The sequence below is a fragment of the Pseudomonas sp. FBCC-B1667 genome, from assembly GCF_059133255.1.
Window position 1 is genome coordinate 5,323,320 of the sequence record NZ_CP101437.1, and the last position, 25,218, is coordinate 5,348,537.

The 25,218-nt window shown below is 60.1% G+C and carries 18 protein-coding genes; 8 read left to right on the forward strand and 10 right to left on the reverse strand.

The window, feature by feature from the left end; translation table 11 throughout:
- The first annotated feature begins 202 nt into the window (after nt 1-202).
- The 5 genes from NL116_RS24630 to NL116_RS24650 all read left to right on the forward strand — a co-directional run bounded on the left by NL116_RS24630 (nt 203) and on the right by NL116_RS24650 (nt 12,237).
- Nucleotides 203-4,696 carry a SpvB/TcaC N-terminal domain-containing protein gene (locus NL116_RS24630; RefSeq protein WP_494374426.1) on the forward strand — a complete coding sequence of 1,498 codons (4,494 nt, stop codon included), beginning with the start codon at nt 203-205 and terminating at the stop codon, nt 4,694-4,696.
- A 101-nt stretch (nt 4,697-4,797) separates the two neighbouring features.
- Complete coding sequence (locus NL116_RS24635) at nt 4,798-7,410, forward strand: RHS repeat-associated core domain-containing protein (protein WP_494374427.1); 2,613 nt, start codon at nt 4,798-4,800, stop codon at nt 7,408-7,410.
- 93 nt (nt 7,411-7,503) lie between these two features.
- Nucleotides 7,504-9,270, forward strand: a complete 1,767-nt coding sequence (locus NL116_RS24640) for a sensor histidine kinase (RefSeq protein ID WP_494374428.1) — start codon at nt 7,504-7,506, stop codon at nt 9,268-9,270.
- The gene (locus NL116_RS24645; protein WP_494374429.1) at nt 9,264-10,598 is read left to right on the forward strand and encodes a sigma-54-dependent transcriptional regulator; all 1,335 of its coding nucleotides are present in this window, start codon (nt 9,264-9,266) and stop codon (nt 10,596-10,598) included. Before NL116_RS24640 ends, NL116_RS24645 begins: the two co-directional genes overlap by 7 nt.
- A gap of 319 nt (nt 10,599-10,917) precedes the next feature.
- A complete protein-coding gene (locus NL116_RS24650; protein ID WP_494374430.1) occupies nt 10,918-12,237 on the forward strand; it encodes an MFS transporter in 1,320 nt (439 codons plus the stop codon).
- A 130-nt stretch (nt 12,238-12,367) separates the two neighbouring features.
- Here NL116_RS24650 and NL116_RS24655 read toward each other — a convergent pair whose 3' ends face one another.
- Nucleotides 12,368-13,120, reverse strand: coding sequence for a COG4705 family protein (locus tag NL116_RS24655; protein WP_494374431.1), 753 nt, complete (start codon nt 13,118-13,120; stop codon nt 12,368-12,370).
- A 76-nt stretch (nt 13,121-13,196) separates the two neighbouring features.
- Here NL116_RS24655 and NL116_RS24660 point away from each other — a divergent pair, with 76 nt between their 5' ends.
- On the forward strand, nt 13,197-13,826 hold the full coding sequence (locus NL116_RS24660; RefSeq protein WP_494374432.1) for a flavin reductase family protein: 630 nt from the start codon (nt 13,197-13,199) through the stop codon (nt 13,824-13,826).
- Here the strand turns inward: NL116_RS24660 and NL116_RS24665 are convergent, their stop codons facing one another.
- Nucleotides 13,827-14,057: a hypothetical protein gene (locus tag NL116_RS24665; protein ID WP_494374433.1), complete on the reverse strand. Its 231-nt coding sequence runs from the start codon at nt 14,055-14,057 to the stop codon at nt 13,827-13,829.
- Nucleotides 14,058-14,098: 41 nt separating this feature from the next.
- Complete coding sequence (locus NL116_RS24670) at nt 14,099-14,452, reverse strand: antibiotic biosynthesis monooxygenase family protein (protein ID WP_494374434.1); 354 nt, start codon at nt 14,450-14,452, stop codon at nt 14,099-14,101.
- Nucleotides 14,453-14,787: 335 nt separating this feature from the next.
- Between NL116_RS24670 and NL116_RS24675 the strand changes: the two genes are divergently transcribed.
- Nucleotides 14,788-15,717: an AraC family transcriptional regulator gene (locus tag NL116_RS24675; RefSeq protein WP_494374435.1), complete on the forward strand. Its 930-nt coding sequence runs from the start codon at nt 14,788-14,790 to the stop codon at nt 15,715-15,717.
- Nucleotides 15,718-15,848: 131 nt separating this feature from the next.
- Here the strand turns inward: NL116_RS24675 and NL116_RS24680 are convergent, their stop codons facing one another.
- The 6 genes from NL116_RS24680 to NL116_RS24705 form a co-directional block, all read right to left on the reverse strand.
- On the reverse strand, nt 15,849-16,904 hold the full coding sequence (locus NL116_RS24680) for an ABC transporter ATP-binding protein (RefSeq protein ID WP_494374436.1): 1,056 nt from the start codon (nt 16,902-16,904) through the stop codon (nt 15,849-15,851).
- An 18-nt stretch (nt 16,905-16,922) separates the two neighbouring features.
- Nucleotides 16,923-17,771: an ABC transporter permease gene (locus tag NL116_RS24685; protein WP_494374437.1), complete on the reverse strand. Its 849-nt coding sequence runs from the start codon at nt 17,769-17,771 to the stop codon at nt 16,923-16,925.
- Nucleotides 17,768-18,676 (reverse strand): ABC transporter permease, encoded by a 909-nt coding sequence (locus NL116_RS24690; protein WP_494374438.1) that lies wholly within the window; start codon nt 18,674-18,676, stop codon nt 17,768-17,770. Before NL116_RS24690 ends, NL116_RS24685 begins: the two co-directional genes overlap by 4 nt.
- A 193-nt stretch (nt 18,677-18,869) precedes the next feature.
- The gene (locus NL116_RS24695) at nt 18,870-19,973 is read right to left on the reverse strand and encodes an extracellular solute-binding protein (protein ID WP_140667594.1); all 1,104 of its coding nucleotides are present in this window, start codon (nt 19,971-19,973) and stop codon (nt 18,870-18,872) included.
- Nucleotides 19,974-20,189: 216 nt separating this feature from the next.
- Complete coding sequence (locus NL116_RS24700) at nt 20,190-21,638, reverse strand: aldehyde dehydrogenase family protein (protein ID WP_494374439.1); 1,449 nt, start codon at nt 21,636-21,638, stop codon at nt 20,190-20,192.
- Nucleotides 21,635-23,272 (reverse strand): 5-guanidino-2-oxopentanoate decarboxylase, encoded by a 1,638-nt coding sequence (locus NL116_RS24705; RefSeq protein ID WP_494374440.1) that lies wholly within the window; start codon nt 23,270-23,272, stop codon nt 21,635-21,637. Before NL116_RS24705 ends, NL116_RS24700 begins: the two co-directional genes overlap by 4 nt.
- A gap of 161 nt (nt 23,273-23,433) precedes the next feature.
- On the opposite strand from NL116_RS24705, the gene NL116_RS24710 reads away from it, so the two are divergent.
- The gene (locus NL116_RS24710; protein ID WP_494374441.1) at nt 23,434-24,315 is read left to right on the forward strand and encodes a LysR substrate-binding domain-containing protein; all 882 of its coding nucleotides are present in this window, start codon (nt 23,434-23,436) and stop codon (nt 24,313-24,315) included.
- Between the two features lie 129 nt (nt 24,316-24,444).
- Here NL116_RS24710 and NL116_RS24715 read toward each other — a convergent pair whose 3' ends face one another.
- The gene (locus NL116_RS24715; RefSeq protein ID WP_494374442.1) at nt 24,445-25,059 is read right to left on the reverse strand and encodes an NAD(P)-dependent oxidoreductase; all 615 of its coding nucleotides are present in this window, start codon (nt 25,057-25,059) and stop codon (nt 24,445-24,447) included.
- Nucleotides 25,060-25,218: the final 159 nt, after the last annotated feature.

The window sequence follows — 25,218 nt, forward strand, 5'->3', positions numbered from 1 at the left end:
AAAAGGCGACCCGGCCATTTTTTTGCCTGCTGATAATACCCAAGGCATTAAAACGGTATTTCTTACAACAATTCGATCTGGAAAAACCTTCTCCACCTGTCAGATCTGACAGGTTACGCAAGGCCCCTATCTTGTTAGCGTCTCACCTATCCAGCGACACCGTTGCCACGGGCAAGCGCCAGGCCAAAACAGGATCAGCCCCATGCAAGAGCAAGCGTCCCTGAGTATCACTGAACCCTCGATTGCAAAGAGTGCGTCGATCGCCACCATCGGTAAAAGCTGGGGCAAGGTGGGGCCGACCGGGGCCGCTTCATTTGCATTGCCCCTGCCATTTTCGCCCGGTCGTGGTTGGGATCCTCAGCTATCACTGAACTACAGCAGCCAGTCCGGGAACGGCGTATTCGGTATTGGCTGGTACTTGGGCCTCTCGGCGATCACCCGCCAGACGAGCAAGGGTGTGCCCCGTTATCTCGACGATGACGTGTTCCTCAGCACCGCCGGCGAAGAACTGATGCCCGAGCGCGATGACGAGGGCAACATCCAGTCCAGAATCGAACGCGAATACCGTGGCCAATTGATTGGCGACCATACGGTAGTGCGGTATCGACCGCGGGTAGAGCAGACATTCGAGCTCATCGAGCTCTGGTGTTCCGACGTCTCACCTGAAGGCTTCTGGCTGGTGCACGCGCCAGACGGCAGCCTGCACCTTTTCGGCAAAGAACCAGGTTCTCGCGTTGCGGACCCGCAAGCCCCACTGCGTGTGTCGGCTTGGCTGTTGCAGGAAAGCATGAACGCCCACGGCGAGCATATTCGCTACGTGTACCGGGCAGAAGATCAGAACGAGCGCCCTGACCCGCGCGACTACCGGGCGCAGCGATATGTGCATCAAGTGCTCTATGGCAACGTGGCGGCATGCGCAGATCTGTACGGCTGGGCACTGCCGCAGACACCGACACCTTCATGGCTCTTTCACGTGGTGTTCGACTACGGCGAACGCACGCTGGAGCTGACGGAAAAACCTGTTTATGACGGTCCGACGCTCAAGCCGTGGCTGATCCGCAATGACCCCTTTTCGTCCTATGGCCAAGGCTTTGAAGTCGGTACTCGCCGCCTCTGTCGGCAAGTGCTGGTATTCCACAATTTTGTTGAACTGGGTGATGAACCCGCACTGGTCCGTCGTGTGTTGCTGGAGTACTCGGGTGGCGGCGAACCCTGGACCTACAGCCAAATCACCGCGGCGCATCAACAGGCGTACGACGCCAGCGGTGCCGTGGAAAGCCTGCCGCCGATAGAGTTCGAGCATTCGAGTGCTGAACTCAATACTCGACCCGCCGCGTTTTTTCCGTTCGACAACATGCCGGGGATCGAGGACGGCCAACACTATCAATGCGTCGACCTGTTCGGTGAGGGGCTGCCAGGTTTCCTGTGTCGCTACGATCAATGCTGGTACTACCGCGAACCCTTGCGTGATCGCGCCGGTGGCGATCGCATCACCTATGGGCCGTGGACTGCGCTCGACGATATCCCGGTCGCCGACCGCAGCAAGCAAACGCATCAAGCCCTGATGGACCTGACCGGAGACGGTCGTCTGGACTGGGTCATCGCCCGACCGGGCATGGCGGGTTTCCATGCCCTGAACCCGGATCGGAGCTGGTCAGGGTTCATTCCGTTCAAGGCGTTCCCGGTGGAATTTTTCAACATCCTGTCGCAATTGGGCGACTTGACGGGCGACGGCCTCAGCTCTTTGGCACTGATCGGCCCCAACACCGTGCGCCTGTACGCTAACCGGCGCGAGGAAGGTTTTGCCAAAGCCGAAGACGTCACTCACACGCCGGATGATGACCGCCTGCCATTGATCAGCAATTCACGTAGTGAACTGGTGTTTCTGGGCAACCTGCCGGGCAGCGACACCACCGGATTGTGCCGCATCCGCCACGACGAAATAAAATGCTGGCCGAACCTTGGGAACGGCACATTCGGCACGGGATTTGTCGTCGAAGGCCCGACGTTCGATTACGCGACGTTCGACACAGCGCGTGTGCGCGTCGCTGATCTGAACGGCTCGGGTGCCCCGGCGCTGATCTATCTGAATGGCGACGGGTTCGATATTTATCGCAACCTGGGCGGCAATGGTTTTGAACGGACCCCCATGGGTGTTTCCTGGCCCGAAGGCGTGCATTACGACGACCTGTGCCAGGTGACGCTCGCCGACCTGCAAGGACTGGGCTGTGCCAGCCTGATTCTGACCGTTCCCCCTATGCAAACCCGGCACTGGCGCTATGACTTTGTTGACGCCAAGCCCTACCTGATGATCGCCAGCAATAACAACATGGGGTGCAGCACCCAGGTGGTGTATCGCAGTTCGGCTCAAGAATGGCTCGACGAAAAAACCGAGAATCGCTTCACTTGCCACCTGCCCTTTCCCATCCAGGTGGTGAGCCATCAAAGCCAGCTGGATGAAATCACCGGCTATCGCCTGAACCAGTTTTTCCGTTACTTCCAGGGTTACTACGACGACCGGGATCGGGAGTTGCGTGGTTTCGGGTTGCTGCACCAGACCGACAGCGAAACCGGCTCGGGCGAAGACGAAAGCTTTACCGCGCCGGCGTTGGTCTGCACCTGGTTTCATACAGGGCAACAGATCGACATGCCTGGCGAGGGTTACTTCAACGGTGATGCTGAGGCACATCCGCTGGGCGAAACGCTGTTTTGTCGTTATCACCCGGGCGACGAGTGTGAAGAGCTCATCACGCCTGACGATGAAGCCACCGCCCACGACATCGCCCGTGCGCTCGCCGGCAATGTGCTGCGTGTGGAAACGTACGCGGCGAATGACCCGGTCATCCCGTTCCTGGTCGAACAGCCCCGCTACATCGTCCGCGAAGTGCGTGGGCGCGGTCGGCACGCTCCTGCCCCTGTGTTAATGGTGTCGCAGCTCGAAAGCATCAGCTACCGCTATGAGCAATTCATCAATGACCCGCTGTGCCAGCATGTCGTGAACCTGGGTCGGGATGCGTTCGGGCTGACGACCCACAGCATCACGGTCAGTTATGCCCGGCGCCTGACTGAGCTAGATGAGCCACCCTTTTCCGATGTGGATGAACGGAAATGGTGGAGCGACGCCCATGACCCGGCCCAACAGTCCTACTATCTGGCCGAAACCCGCGCTGCGTTTATTCATTTGGTCGATCTGCAAGGCTGGAGGCTCGGCCTGCCCTATCAGCAACGCGGCAATGCAATGGTCTTGCCCAAGGGCCAGGCACCGACGGGGCTGGCCCCCGAAGCCATTGACTATGAACTGTTTATGGACACGTTCAAATCAGTCGAATGGGAAGCTCAGCGGGAGTTGACCTCACAAACGGTGCAACGCTATCTCGAAACGCAAGACCGCACGGTAATGCCGGACGGCACGGCCAGCTTCGAAGCGCTGGCAGGCCCGCTGGAAATGGCGCAATTGAACAAGACGGCGCTGGATGTCTACAGCGACGTGAGCCCTCCAATCGACATCCGGGCCGAACTGACGAAGATTGGTTATTTGTCTATGCCGCTGTTTCTTGGGACGGACAAAGCAGCCGATGAGGAAGAGGACACGCTTAGAAATCTTTGGTCCAGCCAATACAGTTTCGTCCGGTATGCAGACCTTGATCGCTTCTACAGGGTGACGCAATACAACGAAACTGCGAGCCATGGGGTGACCGAAGCGACATACGACGATTACGCGTTCGCCACCCTCAGCGTCAAGCTGCCGGATGGCTGCACCACGCGCGTCGAGTACGACTACCACTCACTGCAACCGCTGCGCATCACTGATGCCAACGATAACGTTGAAGAAGCCCTGTACGATCCGTCCGGCCCGCACACCCTCACGTATTACGGAACGGAAGACGCTGCGCCCGCCGGCTTCCTGCCCATTGGCGACTACAGCCGTCCTGTAGATTCCAGCCCCGGTGTGGCCATCGAACGCCCCAAGGACGCGCTGCAAAATGCCGCCAGCACCTTTCGCAAGGATCTGTTCAGCTGGATGGGCAGACTTCCTGACGCCGTGAGGCAGACACCCGAGTGGCTCACTGACTGGGTCACGCAAGGTTACGTGCTGCCCGACCTGCACATCCGCGCCAGTGCCCGACTACGCCTGTCTCGACTCAAGACCCGGACGCCGGCAGAGCACGCATTGTGGGACCTGCTGCTGAACATCGATCGCGTTCCGGTCCACAGCGTCGTCCTGACCGCCGACCGCTATTACTACGATGTAGAAGAGCAACAAATCCACACCATCCTGACGATCGTCGACGGGTTCGGACGGGCCTTGCAAACCCAACAACGCGTCGAGCCGGGTGAGGCCTATGTGGTGGAAAACGGCGAACTGGTGATCGAAAACGGCCAACCGAAAGTAGCACACGCCGAGCAACGCTGGCGTATCAGCGAACGCGTGGAATACAACAACAAGGGGTTGGCGGTACGCACCTATCGCCCCTATTTCGCCAATGCTTATGGCTACATTCATGACCACTCTTTCAGGAATTTCGGCTATCACGACAAAAGTTACTACGACGTCATGGGTCGCCTGATCAAGATCATCAACGCCAAAGCGGATACCGCGCTGGACATCATCCACCCCTGGTTCACCACCAAGCTGGATTTCAATGACACCTACGTCGCGCCTGCCTCGCAAGGGGCCAAGGCAGGCAAGCGATGACGAACAAGGTCGACTGGAACACACCGTCGGTGACGGCCAATGATGGGCGAGGTCTGGCCGTGTGCCAGTTGGTCTACCTGCGCTCCGTGCCGGGCGGCCCCGTGGAAACCCATATCACCCGGCAATGCTTTGACACGCTCGGGCGGTTGGTGGAACAACGGGACGCGCGGCTGGCCAACGCCCCCAGGCCCAATCTGTCGACGATTTACGACCTTGCCGGGCAACCGGTAAACGTTGACAGCGTCGACGCGGGCAGGCGCACACACCTGAAGGGGCTGGCCGGTGAAACCCTCCAGAGCTGGGACGGACGCGGCACTCATTGGCGCACTACTTACGATAACCAGTTGCGCGTGCTCTCACTGGAAGAGAGCGGCCAAGGCGTCGTTGACACTTATACCTACGCCACTTCACTGACTGACCCGAGCCACAATCTTCGCGGGCAGATGATTCGACGAACCGATCCCTCGGGCGCACTTGATTGCCACAGTTGCAGCCTGCGCGGCGAACCGCTGCTCGACAGCAGGACCATCACCGATGCCGGCACCTTCGCCAGCAGCCGGACCTACAGTCCGCACGGCGCAGTGCTGACCCAAACCGATGCCGGAGATCATCGGCAACAGATGTTCTACGACATCGCCGGACAGCTGAAAAAATCGCAGCTTCGGCTCAAGCCAGGAGACGACGCAAAGCCCATTCTGGAAGGCTCCCGCTACAACGCCGCTGGCCAGATCATCGAGCAGCAGACCGGCAACGGAGTGGTCAGCACCTGGGCTTATGACGAGGCCGACGGCCGTCTCACGACCTCCACCGCCGGTGTACCGGGGCAAGATCCGCTCCAGCACTTTGAGTACATTTACGACCGGGTCGGTAACGCCCTGCGCATCGACGACCTCACCTTCAAACCGGTGTACTTCAACAATCAGCGCATCAATGGCCGCCGCGAGTTCACCTACAATTCACTGTACCAACTGACCAGCGCCACCGGTCATGACGCTACCCCTGGCTCTGACCTGCCGGGCCGGCCGTTGCCGAACGACCCCAACAATTTCCTCAACTATAAACAGCACTACACCTACGATTCCGGCGGCAACCAGATCAAGTTGACCCATGAACGCGCGGTGGACGGCTACACCCACCAGATGTTAATCGACCCGAACAGCAACCGTGGCGTGCGTCATAAAGAGGGGGATCCCACCCCTGATTTCGACAGTTTGTTTGACCGCCATGGCAACCTCCAGATGTCTGGCCCGGGACGGCCCCTGCACTGGAACAGCCGCGATCAATTGGGATCGGCGACGCTGGTTGACCGTGACGACGGCACCAACGATGAGGAAACATATCGCTACAGCCAGGGCATGCGCATTTTCAAACGCCATGAAACCCATACGTCCTCGACCACGCACTTCCACCAGGTAATTTACTTGCCGGGGCTGGAAATCCGCACCCGCGACAACGGCGAAGAACTGCACGTCATTGCTGTACCCGGTGGGCGAGGCAGTGTTCGTTGCCTGCATTGGGTCAGCAAAAAACCCGACGGTATCGATCAGGATCAGTTGCGCTACAGCCTCGACGACCACTTGGGCTCCAGCCTGATGGAGCTCGATCAAACTGCCCGGCTGGTGAGCTACGAAGGTTACTACCCCTTCGGCGGTACGGCGTGGCTGTTGGCGGATTCGGCACTTGAGGTCAGCTACAAGACGCTCCGCTATTCGGGTAAGGAGATGGATGTCTGTGGGCTGTGCTACTACGGGTTGCGGTATTACGCGCCTTGGCTGCAGAGGTGGATCAACCCGGATCCGCTGGGAACCGTGGACGGGTTGAACCTGTACCAGATGGTTGGTAACAATCCGGTGAACTTTATTGATAACCAAGGGGGCGTTAAATCAGAACCTCAAGTTTCAATACCGATGGGCTCCCTGTCCTCGTCACCCACCCAGTCGATAGCAGGCAGTACGACAACGCTCTCCGGACCCGCTCCATTAGTAGACGATCCCGCCAATAATCCCCCTGGCCAGAGCCCGCTTGAACCTGTCGAGTCGTGGGGCGAAACGGGCAAACGCATTGCGTTGGCGACCGTTAACTCCAGAGTCGGGTTAGCCTTGCTTCCGGTCGGGACTTCGAGTCCTGCTAACGCAGCGATTGTTTCGACCGTTTTTACCGCTGCCGTCCAGTTCACCCTTCAAGCGACGCTGTTTAACCCGAGTTGGTCTCTTCCAGGCACGTGGGATCCAGAAGGGGATGGCACGGTACCTCCCAAAGACGTCACCCAGCGTGCCCACAGCCAATTCAATATGATCAGTACCGGCCTGACCGCAGCCTCTGCTTTGGTGGGCGGTGTGCTGGGGCCGGTAGTCGGCGGCTATGTTGACGAGTTAAGAGGCACCAAGGAAAAAGCTGAAAAAAAAGCCAAGGCCGGTGAGATGAGCACCACCATAAACAGACTGATCGCCGAGCAAAGTTTGCTGGACGAGGTGACTCCGAAGGCGCAAACCTCGCTCCGTGATCAGGTGCTGGAAGTCGAAAGCCTGATCGGTATCACTTGGAACACAATGGAAATGCTCGAGAAAATTACAAAATTAAGGCCGCATAACCTCAGCGAGAGCGAATCCTCGCGCCGAGGCTCCATCGCATCGCTAGGTTCCGCAGGCGTCATCCAACGAGGCGTTAAAAGCCGGATACCTGTGCGGCCAGTAAAGGGATCAACCAAGCTGTAAATGTTTAACAAATAGGTCTTTCGGAACTCCAGCACGCCTGGCGGGCTCGCCATGCTATGGTGCCCGCCCGACTTTCTAACTGTTTGCGCCTGCATGCTGCCGAATTCCCGTACCTTGCGTTTGACGTTGTATCTGTTGTTGATCGTTGCCGGCGCCGCACTGGCCGCCGGTTTCGCCATGCGCCACACCGAACGCCAGGCGCTGGTTGAAGACGCCGCGCGCGCCAATCAGCAATTGGCGCTATACGCCAATTCCCTGCACACCCTGATCGACCGCTATCGCGCCTTGCCTGCCGTGCTCGCGCTGGACCCGGAATTGCGCGCAGCCCTCAATGGCACGGTATCGCCCGAGCAACAGGACGCACTGAATCGCAAGCTGGAAAAAATCAACGGCGCCGCCCAGTCCTCGACCCTCGAACTGCTCGACCGCACCGGCCTCGCCGTGGCCGCCAGCAATTGGCGTTTGCCCAGCAGTTACGTCGGTCACAACTACGGCTTTCGCCCCTACTTCAGTGAGACCCGCACCCAAGGCACCGGGCGCTTTTACGCGGTGGGCGTGACCAGCGGCATTCCGGGGTATTTCCTGTCCAGCGCAGTCACCGGCGACAACGGCGAGTTTCTCGGTGCGATGGTGGTGAAGCTCGAGTTTCCGGAACTGGAACGCGAATGGCGCCAGGGCAGCGACACGCTGCTGGTCAGCGACGCACGCGGGATCATCTTTATCGCCAATCAGCCAGGCTGGCGCTATCGCTCGTTGAAACCCTTGAGCGACAACGATCACGCCGCGCTCAAGGCGACCCGCCAATACGACAAACAACCGCTGACACCCCTGGAGTTTCAATCCCTGCGCCGCTTCGACGACAACAGCGATCTGGCGCGGGTGGTCGGCCCTGACGGGACGGCGGATTACCTGTGGGAATCGCTGCCGCTGGCCTCCGAAGGCTGGACGCTGCACCTGCTGCGTCGTCCGCAGGTCGCGTTCGAAGACAGTCGCAATGCCGCGCTGGCCGCTGCCGGGTTGTGGCTGGCGCTGGTGTTTCTGCTGCTGTTCCTCAATCAACGCTGGCGCCTGGCGAAAATGCGCCAGCGCAGCCGCGAAGAACTCGAACAACTCGTGGAAGAACGCACCCGCGACCTGCGCACCGCTCAGGACGGGCTGGTGCAATCGGCCAAGCTGGCGGCGCTCGGCCAGATGTCGGCGGCCCTCGCCCATGAAATCAACCAGCCACTGACCGCCCAGCGCATGCAGTTGGCCACCTTGCGCCTGCTGCTCGATCACGGTCGGGTCGACGACGCCTACAAGGCGCTGAAGCCTGTGGATGACATGCTCACCCGCATGGCCGCCCTCACCGGCCACCTGAAAACCTTTGCCCGCAAAAGCCCCAGCGGCCTGCGCGAACGACTGGACCTGGCGGCGGTGGTCGACCAATCGCTGCAGTTGCTCGACGCACGCCTGCGTGATGAACAGGTCAGCACGGTGTTGCACCTGACGCGTCCGGCGTGGGTGCGCGGTGATGCGATTCGCCTGGAACAGGTGCTGATCAACCTGCTGCGCAACGCCCTCGACGCCCTGCACGACAAGCCCTGCAAACGCCTGGAAATCCGCCTCGAAGCTGACGAGCAACTGTGGCGCCTGACGGTCAGCGACAACGGTGGTGGCATTGCCGAAGAACACCTGCCGAACGTGTTCGATCCGTTCTTCACCACCAAACCGGTGGGCGATGGCCTGGGCCTGGGTCTGGCGGTATCGTTTGCCATCGCTCACGAAGCGGGCGGACGCCTGAGTGCCGACAATCACGGCAACGGCGCGGTGTTCACCCTGACATTGCCCATCGACCTGGAGGCCCCTGCCGCATGCTGAATTCCGTGATGGTGGTCGACGATGAAAGCAGCATTCGCAGCGCCGTCGAACAATGGCTGAGCCTGTCGGGTTTCGAGGTGCAGTTGTTCAGCCGCGCCGATGAGTGCCTTGCGCAATTGCCCGCGCACTTTCCCGGGGTGATCCTCAGCGACGTGCGCATGCCCGGCATGACGGGGCTGGAGTTGCTCGCCGAAGTTCAGCGTCGCGATGCGGACCTGCCGGTGATCCTGCTGACCGGCCACGGCGATGTGCCGATGGCGGTCGAAGCGATGCGCGATGGCGCGTATGACTTTCTCGAAAAACCCTTCAGCCCGGAAACCCTGTTGAGCAGTTTGCGCAGGGCGTTGGACAAGCGTCGACTGGTGTTGGAAAACCGCGCCCTGCACGAACAGGCCGACAACCGCGCCAAACTCGACGCCACTCTGCTCGGCGTGTCCCGTGGCTTGCAGACGCTGCGTCGGCAGGTGCTGGACCTGGCGGCGTTGCCGGTCAATGTGTTGATCCGCGGTGAAACAGGCAGCGGCAAAGAGTTGGTCGCCCGCTGCCTGCACGACTTCGGTCCGCGCGCCGACAAGCCGTTCGTGGCGCTCAACTGCGCGGCGATTCCCGAGCAGTTGTTCGAGACTGAGTTGTTCGGTCATGAAAGCGGCGCGTTCACCGGCGCGACGGGTAAACGGATCGGCAAGCTGGAATACGCCGATGGCGGCACGCTGTTTCTCGATGAGATCGAAAGCATGCCGCTGGCCCAGCAAGTAAAACTGCTGCGGGTGTTGCAGGAGCAGAAGCTTGAACGCCTGGGGTCGAACCAGAGTATTCGCGTGGATTTGCGGATCATTGCCGCGACCAAACCTGATTTGTTGGATGAGGCGCGGGCTGGACGTTTTCGTGAGGATCTGGCGTATCGCTTGAACGTCGCCGAGTTGCGGCTGCCGCCGTTGCGTGATCGGCGCGAAGACATTCCGTTGTTGTTCGAGTCGTTCGCGCAAAATGCCGCCGAGCGATTGGGCCGGACTTTTCCACCGTTGACCGGCCCGCAGTTGAGTCATCTGCTGAGCCATGACTGGCCAGGCAATGTGCGTGAACTGGCGAACGTCGCCGAACGGCAAGTGCTGGGGCTGGGTGAGCCGGAACCGGTGGGGATTGATCCCGGACAGTCACTGGCGGCGCAGCAGGAAGCGTTCGAAGCGCATTGCCTGCGCGCGGCATTGACCCGGCATAAAGGCGATGTGAAAGCGGTGCTCGAAGAACTTCAACTGCCACGCCGGACCTTTAATGAAAAGATGCAGCGGCATGGGTTGAGCCGGGAGATGTTCCTGCAAGACAGCTGAAATCTTCAGCGCCTGTTCTGGCCCCTTCGCGGGCAAGCCCGCTCCCACAGGAACAGAGTTGAACATAGATTTTGTGTACGACACAGACCACTGTGGGAGCGGGCTTGCCCGCGAAGAGGCCCATCACCGACACCACAATTCCAGAAGCAGATGAGCAATTTCCCGCTCACTGCCGACTATAAATAAGCGGATTTCCGCTCATCCAGCCTGCAAACCCCCTCTAAACCGCGCCTCCGGCCCTTGGCACACCTCCTGCTATACCCCCAGCAGGCTGCGTTTCAACGCGCTCCACAAAAACAATTAAACGAAGGATCCTTCAATGGATAACTCCAACGCCCTGCCCCTTGGGTCGGCTGCCGTGCCGGCCAAACCAAGAACCACTTCCAGCCGCATCAAATCGATCTTCAGCGGCTCGGTCGGCAACATGGTCGAGTGGTACGACTGGTACGTCTACGCCGCCTTCTCCCTGTACTTCGCCAAGGCCTTTTTCCCTAAAGGCGACACCACCGCACAACTGCTCAACACCGCCGCGATCTTTGCGGTGGGCTTCCTCATGCGCCCAATCGGTGGCTGGGTGATGGGCCTGTATGCCGACAAGGTCGGTCGCAAAAAGGCCCTGATGGCCTCGGTCTACCTGATGTGCTTCGGTTCGCTGTTGATCGCCCTGAGCCCCGGTTACGAAACCATCGGCATCGGCGCACCGATCCTGTTGATCTTCGCCCGCTTGCTGCAAGGCCTGTCGGTTGGTGGCGAGTACGGCACGTCGGCAACGTACCTCAGCGAGATGGCGACCAAGGAGCGTCGCGGCTTTTTCTCCAGCTTCCAGTACGTGACCCTGATCTCCGGCCAGCTCATCGCCCTGGGCGTGCTGATCGTCTTGCAAAACCTGCTGACCACTGAAGAACTGTACGCCTGGGGCTGGCGCATCCCGTTCGCCATCGGCGCACTGTGTGCCGTGGTCGCGCTGTACCTGCGTCGCGGCATGGAAGAAACCGAATCCTTCACCAAGAAAGAGAAGGCCAAAGAAAGCGCCATGCGCACCTTGCTGCGCCATCCGAAGGAACTGATGACCGTGGTCGGCCTGACCATGGGGGGCACCCTGGCGTTCTACACTTACACCACTTACATGCAGAAGTACCTGGTCAACACGGTCGGCATGAGCATTTCCGACTCCACCACCATTTCCGCTGCCACGTTGTTTCTGTTCATGTGCCTGCAACCGATCATCGGCGGGCTGTCGGATAAAGTCGGTCGTCGGCCGATCCTGATTGCCTTTGGCATTCTGGGGACACTGTTCACCGTGCCGATCCTGACCACTCTGCACACCATCACCACCTGGTGGGGGGCGTTCTTCCTGATCATGGCGGCATTGATCATCGTCAGCGGCTACACCTCGATCAACGCGGTGGTCAAAGCTGAACTGTTCCCGACTGAAATTCGTGCACTGGGGGTGGGTTTGCCTTACGCCCTGACGGTGTCGATCTTTGGCGGCACGGCTGAATACATCGCGCTGTGGTTCAAGAGCATTGGCATGGAAACCGGGTACTACTGGTATGTCACTGCGTGTATTGCGGTGTCGTTGCTGGTGTACGTGACCATGAAAGACACCCGCAAGCATTCGCGGATCGAGACGGACTGACCCTTTGGATTGAGGGTGGCTTTACTGGCCCCTTCGCGAGCAAGCCCGCTCCCACATTTGACCGAGTTCTCTCAAGGAGACGCGGTAGAAATGTGGGAGCGGGCTTGCTCGCGAAGGCCGCACCTCGGTATCAAGTCAACTCAGCAGTCGTTTGCTTCCCGTACTTATTCTGAGCAAACGAAGCCCCCGCAATCATCACCACCAGAATCCCCGCCAACACCAGCGACGAACCCATCGTGCCGAAATCCAGCCCACCCTTCTCGTGCGGTTTGGTCAGGAAGTCCCCCAGCGTTGCGCCGAATGGCCGCGTCAGCACAAACGCCACCCAGAACAGCAGCACCGTCGAAATCCTGGTGAGGTATTTCAGCAACACCACCACCGCAATGGTGGAGCCAATCAGCAGCGCGCCACCGGCAAAACCCAAGCCCGAATCGTCGGCCAGGTAGTCGCCCAGCGCCGTACCCAGGGTGTTGGAAAACAGAATCGCCATCCAGTAGAACATCTCGCCGCGAAAGGTCTGGACCTTGGTGACGTTCAGCGAATCGCCGCTCAGGCGCCACGCCGCAAAAATCCCGATCAGGATCGCAATCAGGATCATCGAACCGGTGGCGTAGCCCAGGCCGAGGGTGCGGTCCATGAAGTCCGATAGGGTGGTACCTGCCGTGCTGGTCGACAGAATCACGATCCAGTACAGCACCGGCTTGTAGGTTTTCGACAACAGTTGCGTGACCAGGGTCAGCATGAACACGCTGATCAGAATCAGCGAGCTGAGGGCGTAGCCGACGTTGAGGGTCATCGACAGCAAGTCGCCGGCGGTTTCGCCCAGCGTCGTTGCGCAAATTTTCATCACCCAAAACGCTAATGCACCCCGCCGCCCCCACATTGGAATCTCATTGCTGGAAATTATCGGCTCGGCCTTGCACCATGGTCGTCTCACGAGAGTTTCTGGAATGAACCCCATGCCCGACGACATCCACTACTACGAACCCGCCAACGGCCACGGCCTGCCCCATGACCCGTTCAACGCGATCGTCGGCCCACGCCCCATCGGCTGGATTTCCTCACAGGATGCCAACGGCCGCTTGAACCTGGCGCCGTACAGTTTCTTCAACGCGTTCAACTACATTCCGCCGATCATTGGTTTTTCCAGCGTCGGCCGTAAAGACAGCCTGAACAACATTGAACAGACCGGCGAATTCGCCTGGAACCTCGCTACGCGCCCCTTGGCCGAACAGGTGAACCAGAGCTGTGCGATGGTCGGGCCTGAGGTTAACGAGTTCGAGTTGTCAGGACTGACACCTGCCGCCTCGACAATAATCCAGGTGCCACGGGTCGCTGAAAGCCCGGTGTCCTTTGAGTGCAAGGTCACGCAGATCATCCAGTTGCAGCGCGCGGACGGGAATGTGGTGCCGAGCTGGCTGATTCTCGGCGAAGTGGTCGCCGTGCATATCGCCAAATGGCTGCTGAAGGATGGGGTCTACGACACCGCCGCGGCAGAACCGATTTTGCGCGGCGGCGGGCCAGCGGACTATTTTCAGCTGGGGCCAGAGGCGTTGTTCAAGATGTATCGCCCGGGGGCGGTCAAGTAATTACCAGAGCAGGTCGGTGTTTTCCTTGACGTCCTTGAGGCGGGTCAGCGCTTTGGCGGCGGCTTCATCAGCGTCATGAGCGGTCTTGAAGGTCTGGTCTTCGAGGACTTTGTGGAAACGCGGTGCGCCCGCACCACCCAGGGCTTTGACGGCAATGGCGGCGTGGTATCCACCCTCACTCGGTATTACTGCGGAAACGGCTTCGAAGTGTTCAAAGGCTTTACGTGCCATGTCGCGGATCCTGGCTGGTTAAGAATGCGTTCATTAAACCCTCAACCCGCCATTTTGTGTACCCACGACTGGGTCTGACCCAGCGCCTGGGCCGCCGACACCTCCTTGAAGGTGTGGAAATCCAGGCTGTTGACCACCAGGTCCTGCACCAGCGCGGCAAACACTTCCATCGCCGGGGTGCTGAAGTACGCGGTCATGGCCTGCTGATTCATCCAGAAGCCGGACACCAGCCACAACTCGGCATCGCATTGCGACTGTTGCAAGGCAAAGCTCAGGCAACCGGGCGCATTGCGCGTCGGCTCGATCAGGGCGCTCAGGCGCGCACCGAGTTCCACCGAACGCCCGGCGTGGGCACGGACAAAAGCCATATGACTGACGGGGATTTGCGTAGACATGTTCAACCCTCCCAGGTACTCGAGTGGCAGCCGTGGAACGGGCTGCGACAGGATCAAAGGTTAATCGCGCGCCCGCCAGCGCGGTTAGTCGAATCCTGCCGGCTTGTTGCACAATCCTGCGCGCGTCGCCAAAAACCTCTACCACCCGGCAAAAACCTTTCGGGCCAATGAAACCGAGCTTTCAAGCAAGTTTGGAGGGGACTGCCCCATGCTAGAGGCAGCGTTAAATTACCCCGTGCAGAATCAGGCAAGGTTGAGGCAGGATGTGGCTACCGCATCGTCTTGCACAAACATAAGCTGAGCCCATTACCGACGCCCCACCGAGGATGCCTTGCATGTCGTCGCTCGATCATTTTCAAGCCCCGCTGGATGCCGAGATGGAGAAACAGCGCGCGGAACTGGCCGCTATCATCCGTCGCTATACAACGGATGATGGCAATTATGAGACCGCCATCGGTTCACTGTTTATGGCCAAACACAGCAAGTCCCATGACTTTGCCCCGGTGCTGGCGCAACCGGCGTTGTGCATCATGGCGCAGGGGCGCAAAGAGGTGCGGCTGGCAGACGAATACTTCAATTACGATCCGCTGAATTACCTGGTGGTCTCGGTCTCGATGCCCCTGAGCGGTCGGATCGTGAATGTCACCTCTGAAGAACCGATCCTCTCGGTGCGGCTGGACATCGACCCGACGGAAATCACCGCGTTGATTGCCGATGCCGGCCCCCTCGGTGTGCCCAGCCGGCCGACGGGACGCGGCTTGTATGTCGAGCGGGTCGACAGCGCCATGCTCGACGCCGTGCTGCGTCTGGCGCGTTTGCTGGACACGCCGAAAGACATCGCCATGCTCGCGCCGCTGATTCGCCGGGAGATTCTTTATCGGTTGTTGCGCAGCCCGCAGGGGCATCGGCTGTATGAGATTGCGATCGCCAACAGCCAGAGTCATCGCATCAGCCAGGCGATCCAGTGGCTGAACGGCAACTATGAGCAGCCGTTGCGTATCGATGATTTGGCGAAAGAGGTGAACCTGAGCGTGTCGACGCTGCATCACCGGTTCAAGGCGATGACGGCGATGAGTCCGTTGCAGTATCAGAAGCAGCTGCGGTTGCAGGAAGCACGGCGGTTGATGCTGGCCGAGGGGTTGGAAGCTTCGGCGGCGGGGTATCGGGTGGGCTATGAAAGCCCTTCGCAGTTCAGCCGCGAATACAGTCGGTTGTTTGGGGCGCCGCCGTTGCGGGATTTGGCGCGGTTGCGCTTGTCGGTTTGATCCAGTGTTTGTGTTGGTTGAACCGCACTCATCGCGAGCAGGCTCACTCCTACATTTGATCGGTATACACCGGAACCTGTAGGAGTGAGCCTGCTCGCGATGGGGCCAGCAAGGCCAACATCAATCCTGAATCAGGCACCGAGTACGCGGCAAGCCTCGGCCGGCAAAGTCACCGACACCGGGTTGCCAATGCTCAAGCCAACGCCCTGACACGGTGTGCTCAGCGCGGTAAACGACACCCCGGAACACTCTACGGTCGTTTCAATCGTTGCACCGATATCACGCACGAACTTCACTGTGCCCAGCAGACGATTGCCTGCCGACGCTTGCGGGTGCGACAGTTGCAGGTCTTCCGGGCGAATCAGCATTTTCACTTTCTCGCCGACCACAATGCTGCTGCAGATCGGTACGTCCAGTGCATCACCGCCTGGCAAACTGATTTTGCCGTTGCCCAGCGCCGTGGCCGGGAAGATGTTGCCGGAACCGATAAAGTCCGCGACAAATTCATTGGCCGGGTGGCGGTAGATTTCGATCGGCGTGCCGACTTGCTGCACGCGGTGCTCGCCCAATACCACGACGATATCGGCCATGGTCATGGCCTCACGCTGATCGTGGGTCACCATGATCGTCGTGATGTTCAGGCGCTGTTGCAGCTGACGGATTTCCACCTGCATCGATTCGCGCAGCTTGGCGTCCAGCGCCGACAGCGGCTCATCCAACAGCAGGATTTTTGGTCGCGAAGCAATCGCCCGGGCAATCGCCACGCGCTGACGCTGACCGCCGGAGAGTTTGGCCACCGGGCGATCAATCATTTCCTGCAGCTGAATCAGCTCCAGCAACTCCACCACCCGCGTCTGCTGATCAGCCTTGCTGACGCCACGCAGTTTCAGCGGATAGGCGATGTTCTCCCCCACCGTCATGTGCGGGAACAAGGCCAGCGATTGAAACACCATGCCGAAATTACGCAGGTGCGCCGGGGTGTGGCCGATGTCTTCACCGTCCAGGCGAATCTCGCCGCCGGTGAGGGTTTCGAGGCCCGCGATCATGCGCAGCAACGTGGTTTTACCGCAGCCCGACGGGCCGAGGAAACACACCAGTTTGCCCTCGGGCAAATGCAGGTTTACATCTTTTACCGCGCAGGCCGAGCCGTAGTGTTTCTCGACGTTTTCCAGAATCAGACCAGACATGTGAAGTACCTCAAGAAATCAGAACGAAACGCCACCTTCACCGACCAGCTTCTCCAGCGCCCAGATCAGGACGAAGTCGATCAGCACGATCAGCACGGCAAACGAGAAAACGGTAGGGTCGAGCGAAGACACGGTGCGGCTGTACATCCAGATCGGCACGGTCATGACGTCAATGGTGTAGAGGAAATAGGTCACGGTGAATTCGTTGAACGAGACAATGAACGCCAGCAGTGCACCCGCCAGGATTCCCGACTTCATCAATGGCACCACCACATCGACAATCGCCCGGGTCGGTGAGGCACCGAGCATTTGTGCGGCCTCTTCGACTTCGCTGCCGATGGACAGCATCGCCGCGGTGCAGTTTTTCACCACGAACGGCAGGGCCAGAATGACGTGGGCAATCACCAGTCGCGAGGTGGTCATCTGGAACGGCAGGCTGTCGAACACCAGCAGCAACGCCAGCCCCAACACCACCATCGGAAACACCAGCGGCAGCGACATCAGTTGCAGCGCCACGGCTTTGCCACGGAACTCGCAACGGGTCAGCGCATAGGCCGCGGGCACCGCGATGATTGTGGCGAAGACCATGGTCAGGCAGGACACCATCAGGCTGGTGGTCATGGCTTTGCCCAGGCTCAGCACGTCGCTGGCGTCCGGCGAGGCGAAGGTGTGCCAGGCGGCCTTGTACCATTGCAGGCTGTAGCTGCTCGGCGGGAAGTCGAGGTTCGACGAGCCGCTGAACGACATCACGATCATGGTCAGGATCGGCAACACCGCCAGCAGCAGGATGAAGCCCGAAAGAATGCCGGCGAACTTGCCGGTTTCACCCGGCAGCAGCCCATAACGTTTCTTGATCAGGGTACTCATTGCGAAGCCTCCAGCATGCGCCGACGGCGGCCAGTGATGTATTCGGACAAAGTCATGATCGCGAGCGTGGTGACAATCAGCACCACACCGGCAGCGGACGCGGCGGGCCAGTTCATCAGCGGCGCGATCTGGTCATGGACCATCACCGCCAGCATCGGCACGCGTCGACCACCGAGCAGCAAAGGCACCACGAAGCTGCTGGCGTTGTAGGCGAACACCAACGTCGCGCCGGTGATGATCCCCGGCATGCTCATCGGCAACACCACCTGGCGAAACACCTGAAAGCGACTGGCGCCCAGGGTCGCAGCGGCTTCTTCGTAGGTACGGGCGACTCCGCGCATGGCGCTGGCGATTGGCAGCACAGCGAGCGGGAACGCGGTCTGCACCAGGCCCATCAAGACGCCGTTCTGGTTGTACAGCAGCATGATCGGGCGTTTGATCAGACCGAGGCCCATCAACGCCTGGTTGAGCATGCCGCCCGGGCCGAGGATCACCAGCCAGCCGTAGCTTTGCAGCAGCAGGTTGACCAGCAATGGCAACAGCACCGCGGCGAGGAACACCCGGCGCACGAACGGTGAGGTCAGGCGCGACATGGTGTAGGCCACCGGGATCGCCAGGACCACGGCGATCGCTGCGCTGATCAGTGCCAAACGCAAGGTCAACAGCAAGGATTTGAGGTAATACGGTTCGAGCAATTGGGCGTAACTGGCCAGGCTGAACCCGGTCCATTCCGCGCCTTTGGTGCCCACGCTCATGCGCAGGACCAGCAGGCTGGCGGCGATCAGCACACCGAGAAACAACATCGACGGCGACAGGAAAAACCAGGCGCGGGTCGTTGGCGAAACACCCCGACGGGCACGCACGGGGGCGATGCTTACCGGATGAGTCAAAGGTTGGTGTTCCATAGCAAAGGGTCTCGTCAATGGAAAGCAGCTGACAAAACACAGGCCTCAAAACCACCGCGAACCCTGTGGGAGCGGGCTTGCTCGCGAAAGCGGAGTGTCAGTCACATCCATGTTGGATGTGCCGACGCATTCGCGAGCAAGCCCGCTCCTACAGTGTTTTGCAGCGTCCTAAAAACGTGTGCTCGTCACTCAATCAGGAAGAAAAAATTTCCGTGTAGCGACGAATCCATTGGTCATGCACGGTGGCCAGGAAGGCGTTGTCGTGCATGATCGCCTTCTCGGCAATCTGCTCTGGCGTGAGGATGAACGGGCTCTTGCGCGCTTCGGCGGAGATGATCGCCTTGGAGTTGACCGGGCCGTTGTAGATGTCTTCAGCCATCTTGCCCTGCACCAGCGGGTCCAGAGAGTGGTTGATGAAGGCGTACGCCATGTCGGTGTCGCCCGGACGGTTCTTCGGCATGACCGATTGCATCAAGTCGGTGTAGAAACCTTCCTTCATGCCAAAGGTTGCACTCAGGCCGTAGGCCGGGTCGCGAATCTGTTTCGGGAAGAACGCCGGTGCGTACAGGCCGCCCATGTCCAGGGAACCGGTGCGGAACAGCTCGGCGATCTGGTTCGGGTTTTCACCCAGGGTGACCACGCGATCTTTCAGCTCAGCGAGTTTCTTGAAGCCCGGCTCAATGTTGTGCTCGTCACCACCGGCCAGTTTGGCGGCGATGATGATCAGGTCCATGGCCTCGGTCCAGTTTGGCGGCGGCAGGAAGATGTTCGGTGCCAGTTCCGGGTCCCACAGATCGGCGTAAGTGTTCGGTGCCTCTTTCTGGGTACGGGTGCTGTAGACCAGGCTGTTGCACCAGAGCAAGTAACCGATACCGTGGCCATTGGCGCCGGTACGGTATTTTTCCGGTACGTCGACCAGGTTTGGAATGCGGTTGAGGTCGGGTTTTTCCAGCAGGTTGGCGGCGGCCAGACCTTCGGCACCGACGCCGGCCAGGGTGATGACGTCGTACTGCGGACGATCACCGCCAGCCTTGAGTTTGGCGACCATTTCCGAGGTGCTGCCGGTGCGGTCAGCAATAACCTTGCAGCCGTACTTGTCTTCGAAGGTCGCTGCGATGTTACGCAGGGCTGCCAGACCGGTGTCATCGGACCAGGTCAGCAAACGCAGGGTCTTGCCCGCAAAGCGCGTGTCGCTGGCATTGGCCTTGATGAACGGCATGCTCATGGCGGCCGCAGCCACCGAAGCTACGCCTACAGTCTTGATGAATTGACGTCTGTTCAGATCATGTTCGCCCATTACGGACTCCCTTTGTTTTTGTAGGTATAAGGCAGGTCGAAACTGTTGCACCACGCGACCGAATCAGCATTAGCCCCCGTATTCTCGGGGGTTTGGCTCAGCCAGCGAGTTCATCCTGAGGTCGTGTAAAACACCTGACTATCGATAAAAACTCATTGAAGCCATGACGCCAGCGCATGCCTCACCACGAGGCATGCGCTCACCCTTTTCGTGCCGTCAGACAGCCCGAATCACGTGTTTGATTTCCTGGAAAGCCTGCAAGCCCCATGGCCCCAATTCGCGGCCGATGCTGCTCTGTTTGTAGCCACCCCAGGCGGTCTGCGGGAAGATCACCTGCGGTGCGTTGATCCATACAAGGCCCGCCTGCAAAGCGTTGGCGACCCGATCAGCGGCTTCGGCATTGCTCGTCACCACGCTGGCCACCAGGCCGAACTGGCTGTCGTTGGCCAGGGCAATCGCCTCGGCTTCAGAGGCAAAACTGCGCACACAGATCACCGGGCCGAAAATCTCTTCACACCACAGCGCACTGTCGAGGGGCACTTCGGTGAAGATTGTCGGTTGCAAAAAATATCCGCGAGGCAGATCGGCCGGGCGATTGCCCCCACAGATCAGCTTGGCGCCAGCACTCAAACCTCGATCGATGTGGCCCAGCACACGCTGGTATTGCGCCTGATTGACCAGTGCGCCCATTTCCACGGCCGGATCAAACGGGTCGGCCACGCGAATGGCTTCGGCGCGCGCCTTCAGGCGCAGCAGGAACTCATCGGCCAGTTCATCGGCGACCAGCACGCGACTGGTGGCGGAACACATTTGCCCGGCGTTGAAGAAACCGCCGCCGCAGGCCACTTCTACCGCGAGGTTGACGTCAGCATCGGCCAACACCAGCAGCGACGATTTACCGCCCAGTTCCAGGCTCACGCCTTTGACGGTTTCCGCCGCGCGTTGCATGACCTGCACGCCCACCGCGTTACTGCCGGTGAACGAAATCTTGGCGATGCGTGGATCCGCCGACAGCGGCGCACCCACGGCCAGACCGGTGCCGCACACCAGGTTGAAAACGCCAGCCGGCAAACCGGCTTGAGCGATAATCGACGCCAATTCCAGTTCCGGCAGCGGTGTCACTTCCGAAGGTTTGAGCACCACGCAGCAACCGGCGGCCAGGGCCGGAGCGAGTTTCCACGCGGTGGTGACCATCGGGAAATTCCACGGCACGATCAGGCCGACCACACCGACCGGTTCACGGCGCAGGCGTGCGCTGAAATCGTCGCTCGGCAATTCAACGGGGCTGTCTTGCTTGGCGTCGAGGCCTTCGGCCAGACCGGCGTAGTACTCGAAGGTGGCGATCACGTCATCGACGTCAATGGCGGCTTCGAACAACGGTTTTCCGTTGTTGCTCGACTGCAAATGCATCAGTTTTTCACGACCCGCCTGCACGCCCACCGCTATGTTGCGCAGGATCGCGCCGCGCTCGGCACCGGTGGTTTTCGACCAGGCGCCGAAAGCGTGGGTGGCCGCGCTCACGGCGTGACCGACAGACTGTGCATCGCCGCCATTGACGGTGGTCAACAAGGCTTCAGTCGCCGGGTTGATCACGCGCAAGTGTTCGTTGCCGGCCGACCATTGGCCGTTGATGAACAGACCGTCGAGCGTGGTTGGGAACGTCATTTCGACACCGCCTTCATCCACTGGGTCTGATCGATTTCAATCAGGGTCGGGCCTTGACGATCGGCCGCGGTACGCAACGCGGTGCGCAGTTGCTCGACGCCGCTGATGGCTTCGGCTGCACAGCCCAGTGCCTTGGCCACGCCGATGAAGTCCGGGGTGTAGATGTCGACGCCGACCGGTTCGATGGCGCGATTGACCATGTATTTTTTGATCTCTTCGTAACCTTGGTTATTCCACAGCAGCACGATCACCGGGGTGTGCGCTTCAACGGCACTGGCCAGTTCCGGCAAGGTGAATTGCAGGCCACCGTCACCGATCAGGCACACCACCGGAGGACGCGAACCGCCTTCGACGCTGCCGCCGAGCCAGGCGCCAATCGCCGCCGGCAGGGCGTAGCCCAAGGTGCCGTAACCGGTGGACGAGTTGAACCAGCGACGCGGGCGCTCGGGGTTGAACGTCAGGTTGCCGGTGTAGACAGGCTGGGTCGAATCGCCGACGAACACAGCGTTCGGCAACTCGTGCAGGACGGTTTTGAGGAAAAGCGTTTGCGCCAGGGTCGGGACATCCCAGGTCTGGGCCAGTTCTTCACGCAAACGGGTGGCGCGGACGTGGCCCCAATCGTTGCGACGCTCGGCCACGGTCTTGTGGGACAGCGCACTGAGCAAGGCCTGGGCGGCGTTGCGCGAGTCGGACACCAGCGCCACGTGCGGCGGGTAGTTGCGCACGGTCTGGTCCGGGTCGATGTCCACGCGCAGCAGCTGGCCCGGGATGTCGAAACCACCGGCGAAGGTGACGTCGTAGTCGGTCTCGGCCAGCTCGGTGCCGATTGCCAGTACCACGTCGGCTTCGGCCACCAGTGCGCGGGTCGCGACCAGGCTCTGGGTCGAACCGATCAGCAGCGGGTGATTGGACTCGAGCATGCCTTTGGCGTTGATGGTCAGGGCCACCGGCGCGTCCAGCAGTTCGGCCAGTTCAGTCAGTTCGGCGGCGGCATCAATGGCCCCGCCACCGGCGAGAATCAGCGGACGCTTGGCGCCGGCCAGCAACTCGGTCATGCGCGAAACGGCGGTCGGCGATGCACCGGCGCGGTCGATGTTCACCGGTACGCTGGTCAGCAGGTCATCGGCTTCTTCAACCAGCACGTCCAAGGGAATTTCGATGTGCACCGGACGTGGACGGCCGGCCTGGAACAGTGCGAAGGCACGGGCCAGCACGCCCGGCAATTCGGCGGCCGACATCAGGGTGTGGGAGAACGCCGCGACACCGGCGACCAACGCGCCCTGGTTCGGCAGTTCATGCAGCTTGCCGCGACCGCCGCCCAACTGGCTGCGCGATTGCACGCTGGAGATCACCAGCATCGGGATCGAGTCGGCGTAGGCCTGGCCCATCGCGGTGGTGATGTTGGTCATGCCTGGGCCGGTGATGATAAAGCACACACCCGGTTTGCCGCTGGTGCGGGCATAACCGTCGGCCATGAAACCGGCGCCCTGTTCGTGACGCGGAGTGACGTGGTTGATGCTCGAACGGGCCAGCCCGCGATACAGCTCCACGGTGTGAACCCCGGGAATGCCGAACACCTGCTCAACCCCATAATCTTCGAGTAACTTGACCAATACTTCGCCGCACGTCGCCATTGTGTTTTGCCCTTCTTGTTCATTTGAGACGCCGGGCCTGCGCAGTGTTTATGATGAGTGGGCAGGTCCAGGGATGGCCTCATTGGAACGGGCGACACGTAGCCGCAACAATGGATAAAAAGTCATACTAGCCATGTCCTTACGTCATACCTTGGATCTCAATGAAACGACTGCCTCCTCTGCCGGCGCTGTACACTTTTCTGATTACCGCGCAGTGCTGCAACTTCACCCGGGCCGCCGAACAGCTGCACATCACCCAAGGCGCGGTGAGCCGGCAGATCGCCGGGCTGGAAGATCACCTCGGTTATGAGCTGTTCATCCGCCAGGCTCGCGGCCTCGATCTGACGGCCGAAGGACGGGAATGGCTGCCACGGGTGCAGCAGATTTTTGGCCTGATCGATGAGGCGGTCGAGCAGATCGGCGAGAAGCGCGAGACCTTGCAACTCAAAGCACCGACGTGCGTCATGCGTTGGCTGTTGCCGCGTCTTTTGCAGTGGCAACGGGAGCGTCCGGACGTGCCGGTGGAGCTGACCACCACGGTCAAGCACGGTGTTGATTTTCATCGTGAGCAGTTCGATGCGGCGGTGATGTATGGTGTGCCACCGGACAGTACGTTGACGTCGCAACGCCTGTTTGAGGAAATCTTGACGCCGGTCTGTTCCAAACCGCTGCTCGAAGGTCCGGTGCCGTTGCAGACACCTGAAGACCTTCAGCGACACATGCTGCTGCACCCCACCCGTGATGAACGGGACTGGAAAGCCTGGCTGGCCACGGCCAATGTTCGGCTGAACAATGTCTGCAAGGGTCAGCACTTTGAAACCCTGGATTTGGCGATGTCGATGGCGTCACAGGGAACGGGCGTGGCGATTGGCGACTGGTCGTTGATTGGCGATGACTTGAGCGCCGGACGGCTGGTCATGCCGTTTGAGTTGAAGGTAAAAACGGGACTGGCGTATTACCTGGTATTGCCGAACAAGCCGGCACCTTCGCCGAAGTTGCAGGAATTATTGGGGTGGTTGGTGGAGCAGGCTCAGGCGCGTTAGCCCTCTGGAGCCTTGATGCAATCCCCTGTGGGAGCGAGCTTGCTCGCGATGGCGGTGGATCAGTCGACATCATCGTTGCCTGACACTCCGCTATCGCGAGCAAGCTCGCTCCCACAGGGTTCAGTGAACTCAGTAACCGACCGTAAACCGCTGGCGAGAGTGCTTCGGCGCTTCCACTTCATCGATCAGCGCAATCGCATAATCGGCAAACGTGATCCAGCTGCGCCCTTCCCGGCTCACCAGCAAATCATCCTGGCCAATACGGAACACCCCCGTGCGCTCGCCTTCGACAAACTCCGCCGACGGTGACAGGAAGGTCCAGTCCAGGTCCTTTTCCTGACGCAGGTTCTCAAGGAACAACGCCCCGGCACCCGCCTCCGCCTTGTACGCTTCGGGAAAATCCTTGCTGTCGATCACTCGAGTTCCGTCCGGCAACAACAAAGAACCGGCACCGCCGACCACTAGCAGACGTTTCACCCCGGCCTTTTTCACCGGCCCGATCACCGCAGCGGCGGGCAGCGTCGAGAAATGCGCGGCGCTGATCACCACGTCATGACCCGCCACAGCGGCTTGCAACGCTTCGCCATCAAGGGCATCGACATTCTTGCTGACCACACCGGGACGCTGGTCGATTTTCGACGTGTCGCGGGCAATGGCGGTGACGCTGTGACCACGACGCAGAGCTTCTTCCAGCAATTGGCTGCCGGCCCGGCCTGTGGCCCCGATGATTGCGATTTTGCTCATGACGTTCTCCAGTTGGCTTGGATGTAGCTGTTAGCAATACTCATTTGTGGCGAGGGGGGCTTGTCGGAACGCCGCATCGCCCCGTTCGGCGACGAAGCAGTTGCAAAACCTGAGAATGCGGTGTGCCTGACACAACGAAGGGGAGCGCTTCGCACTCCA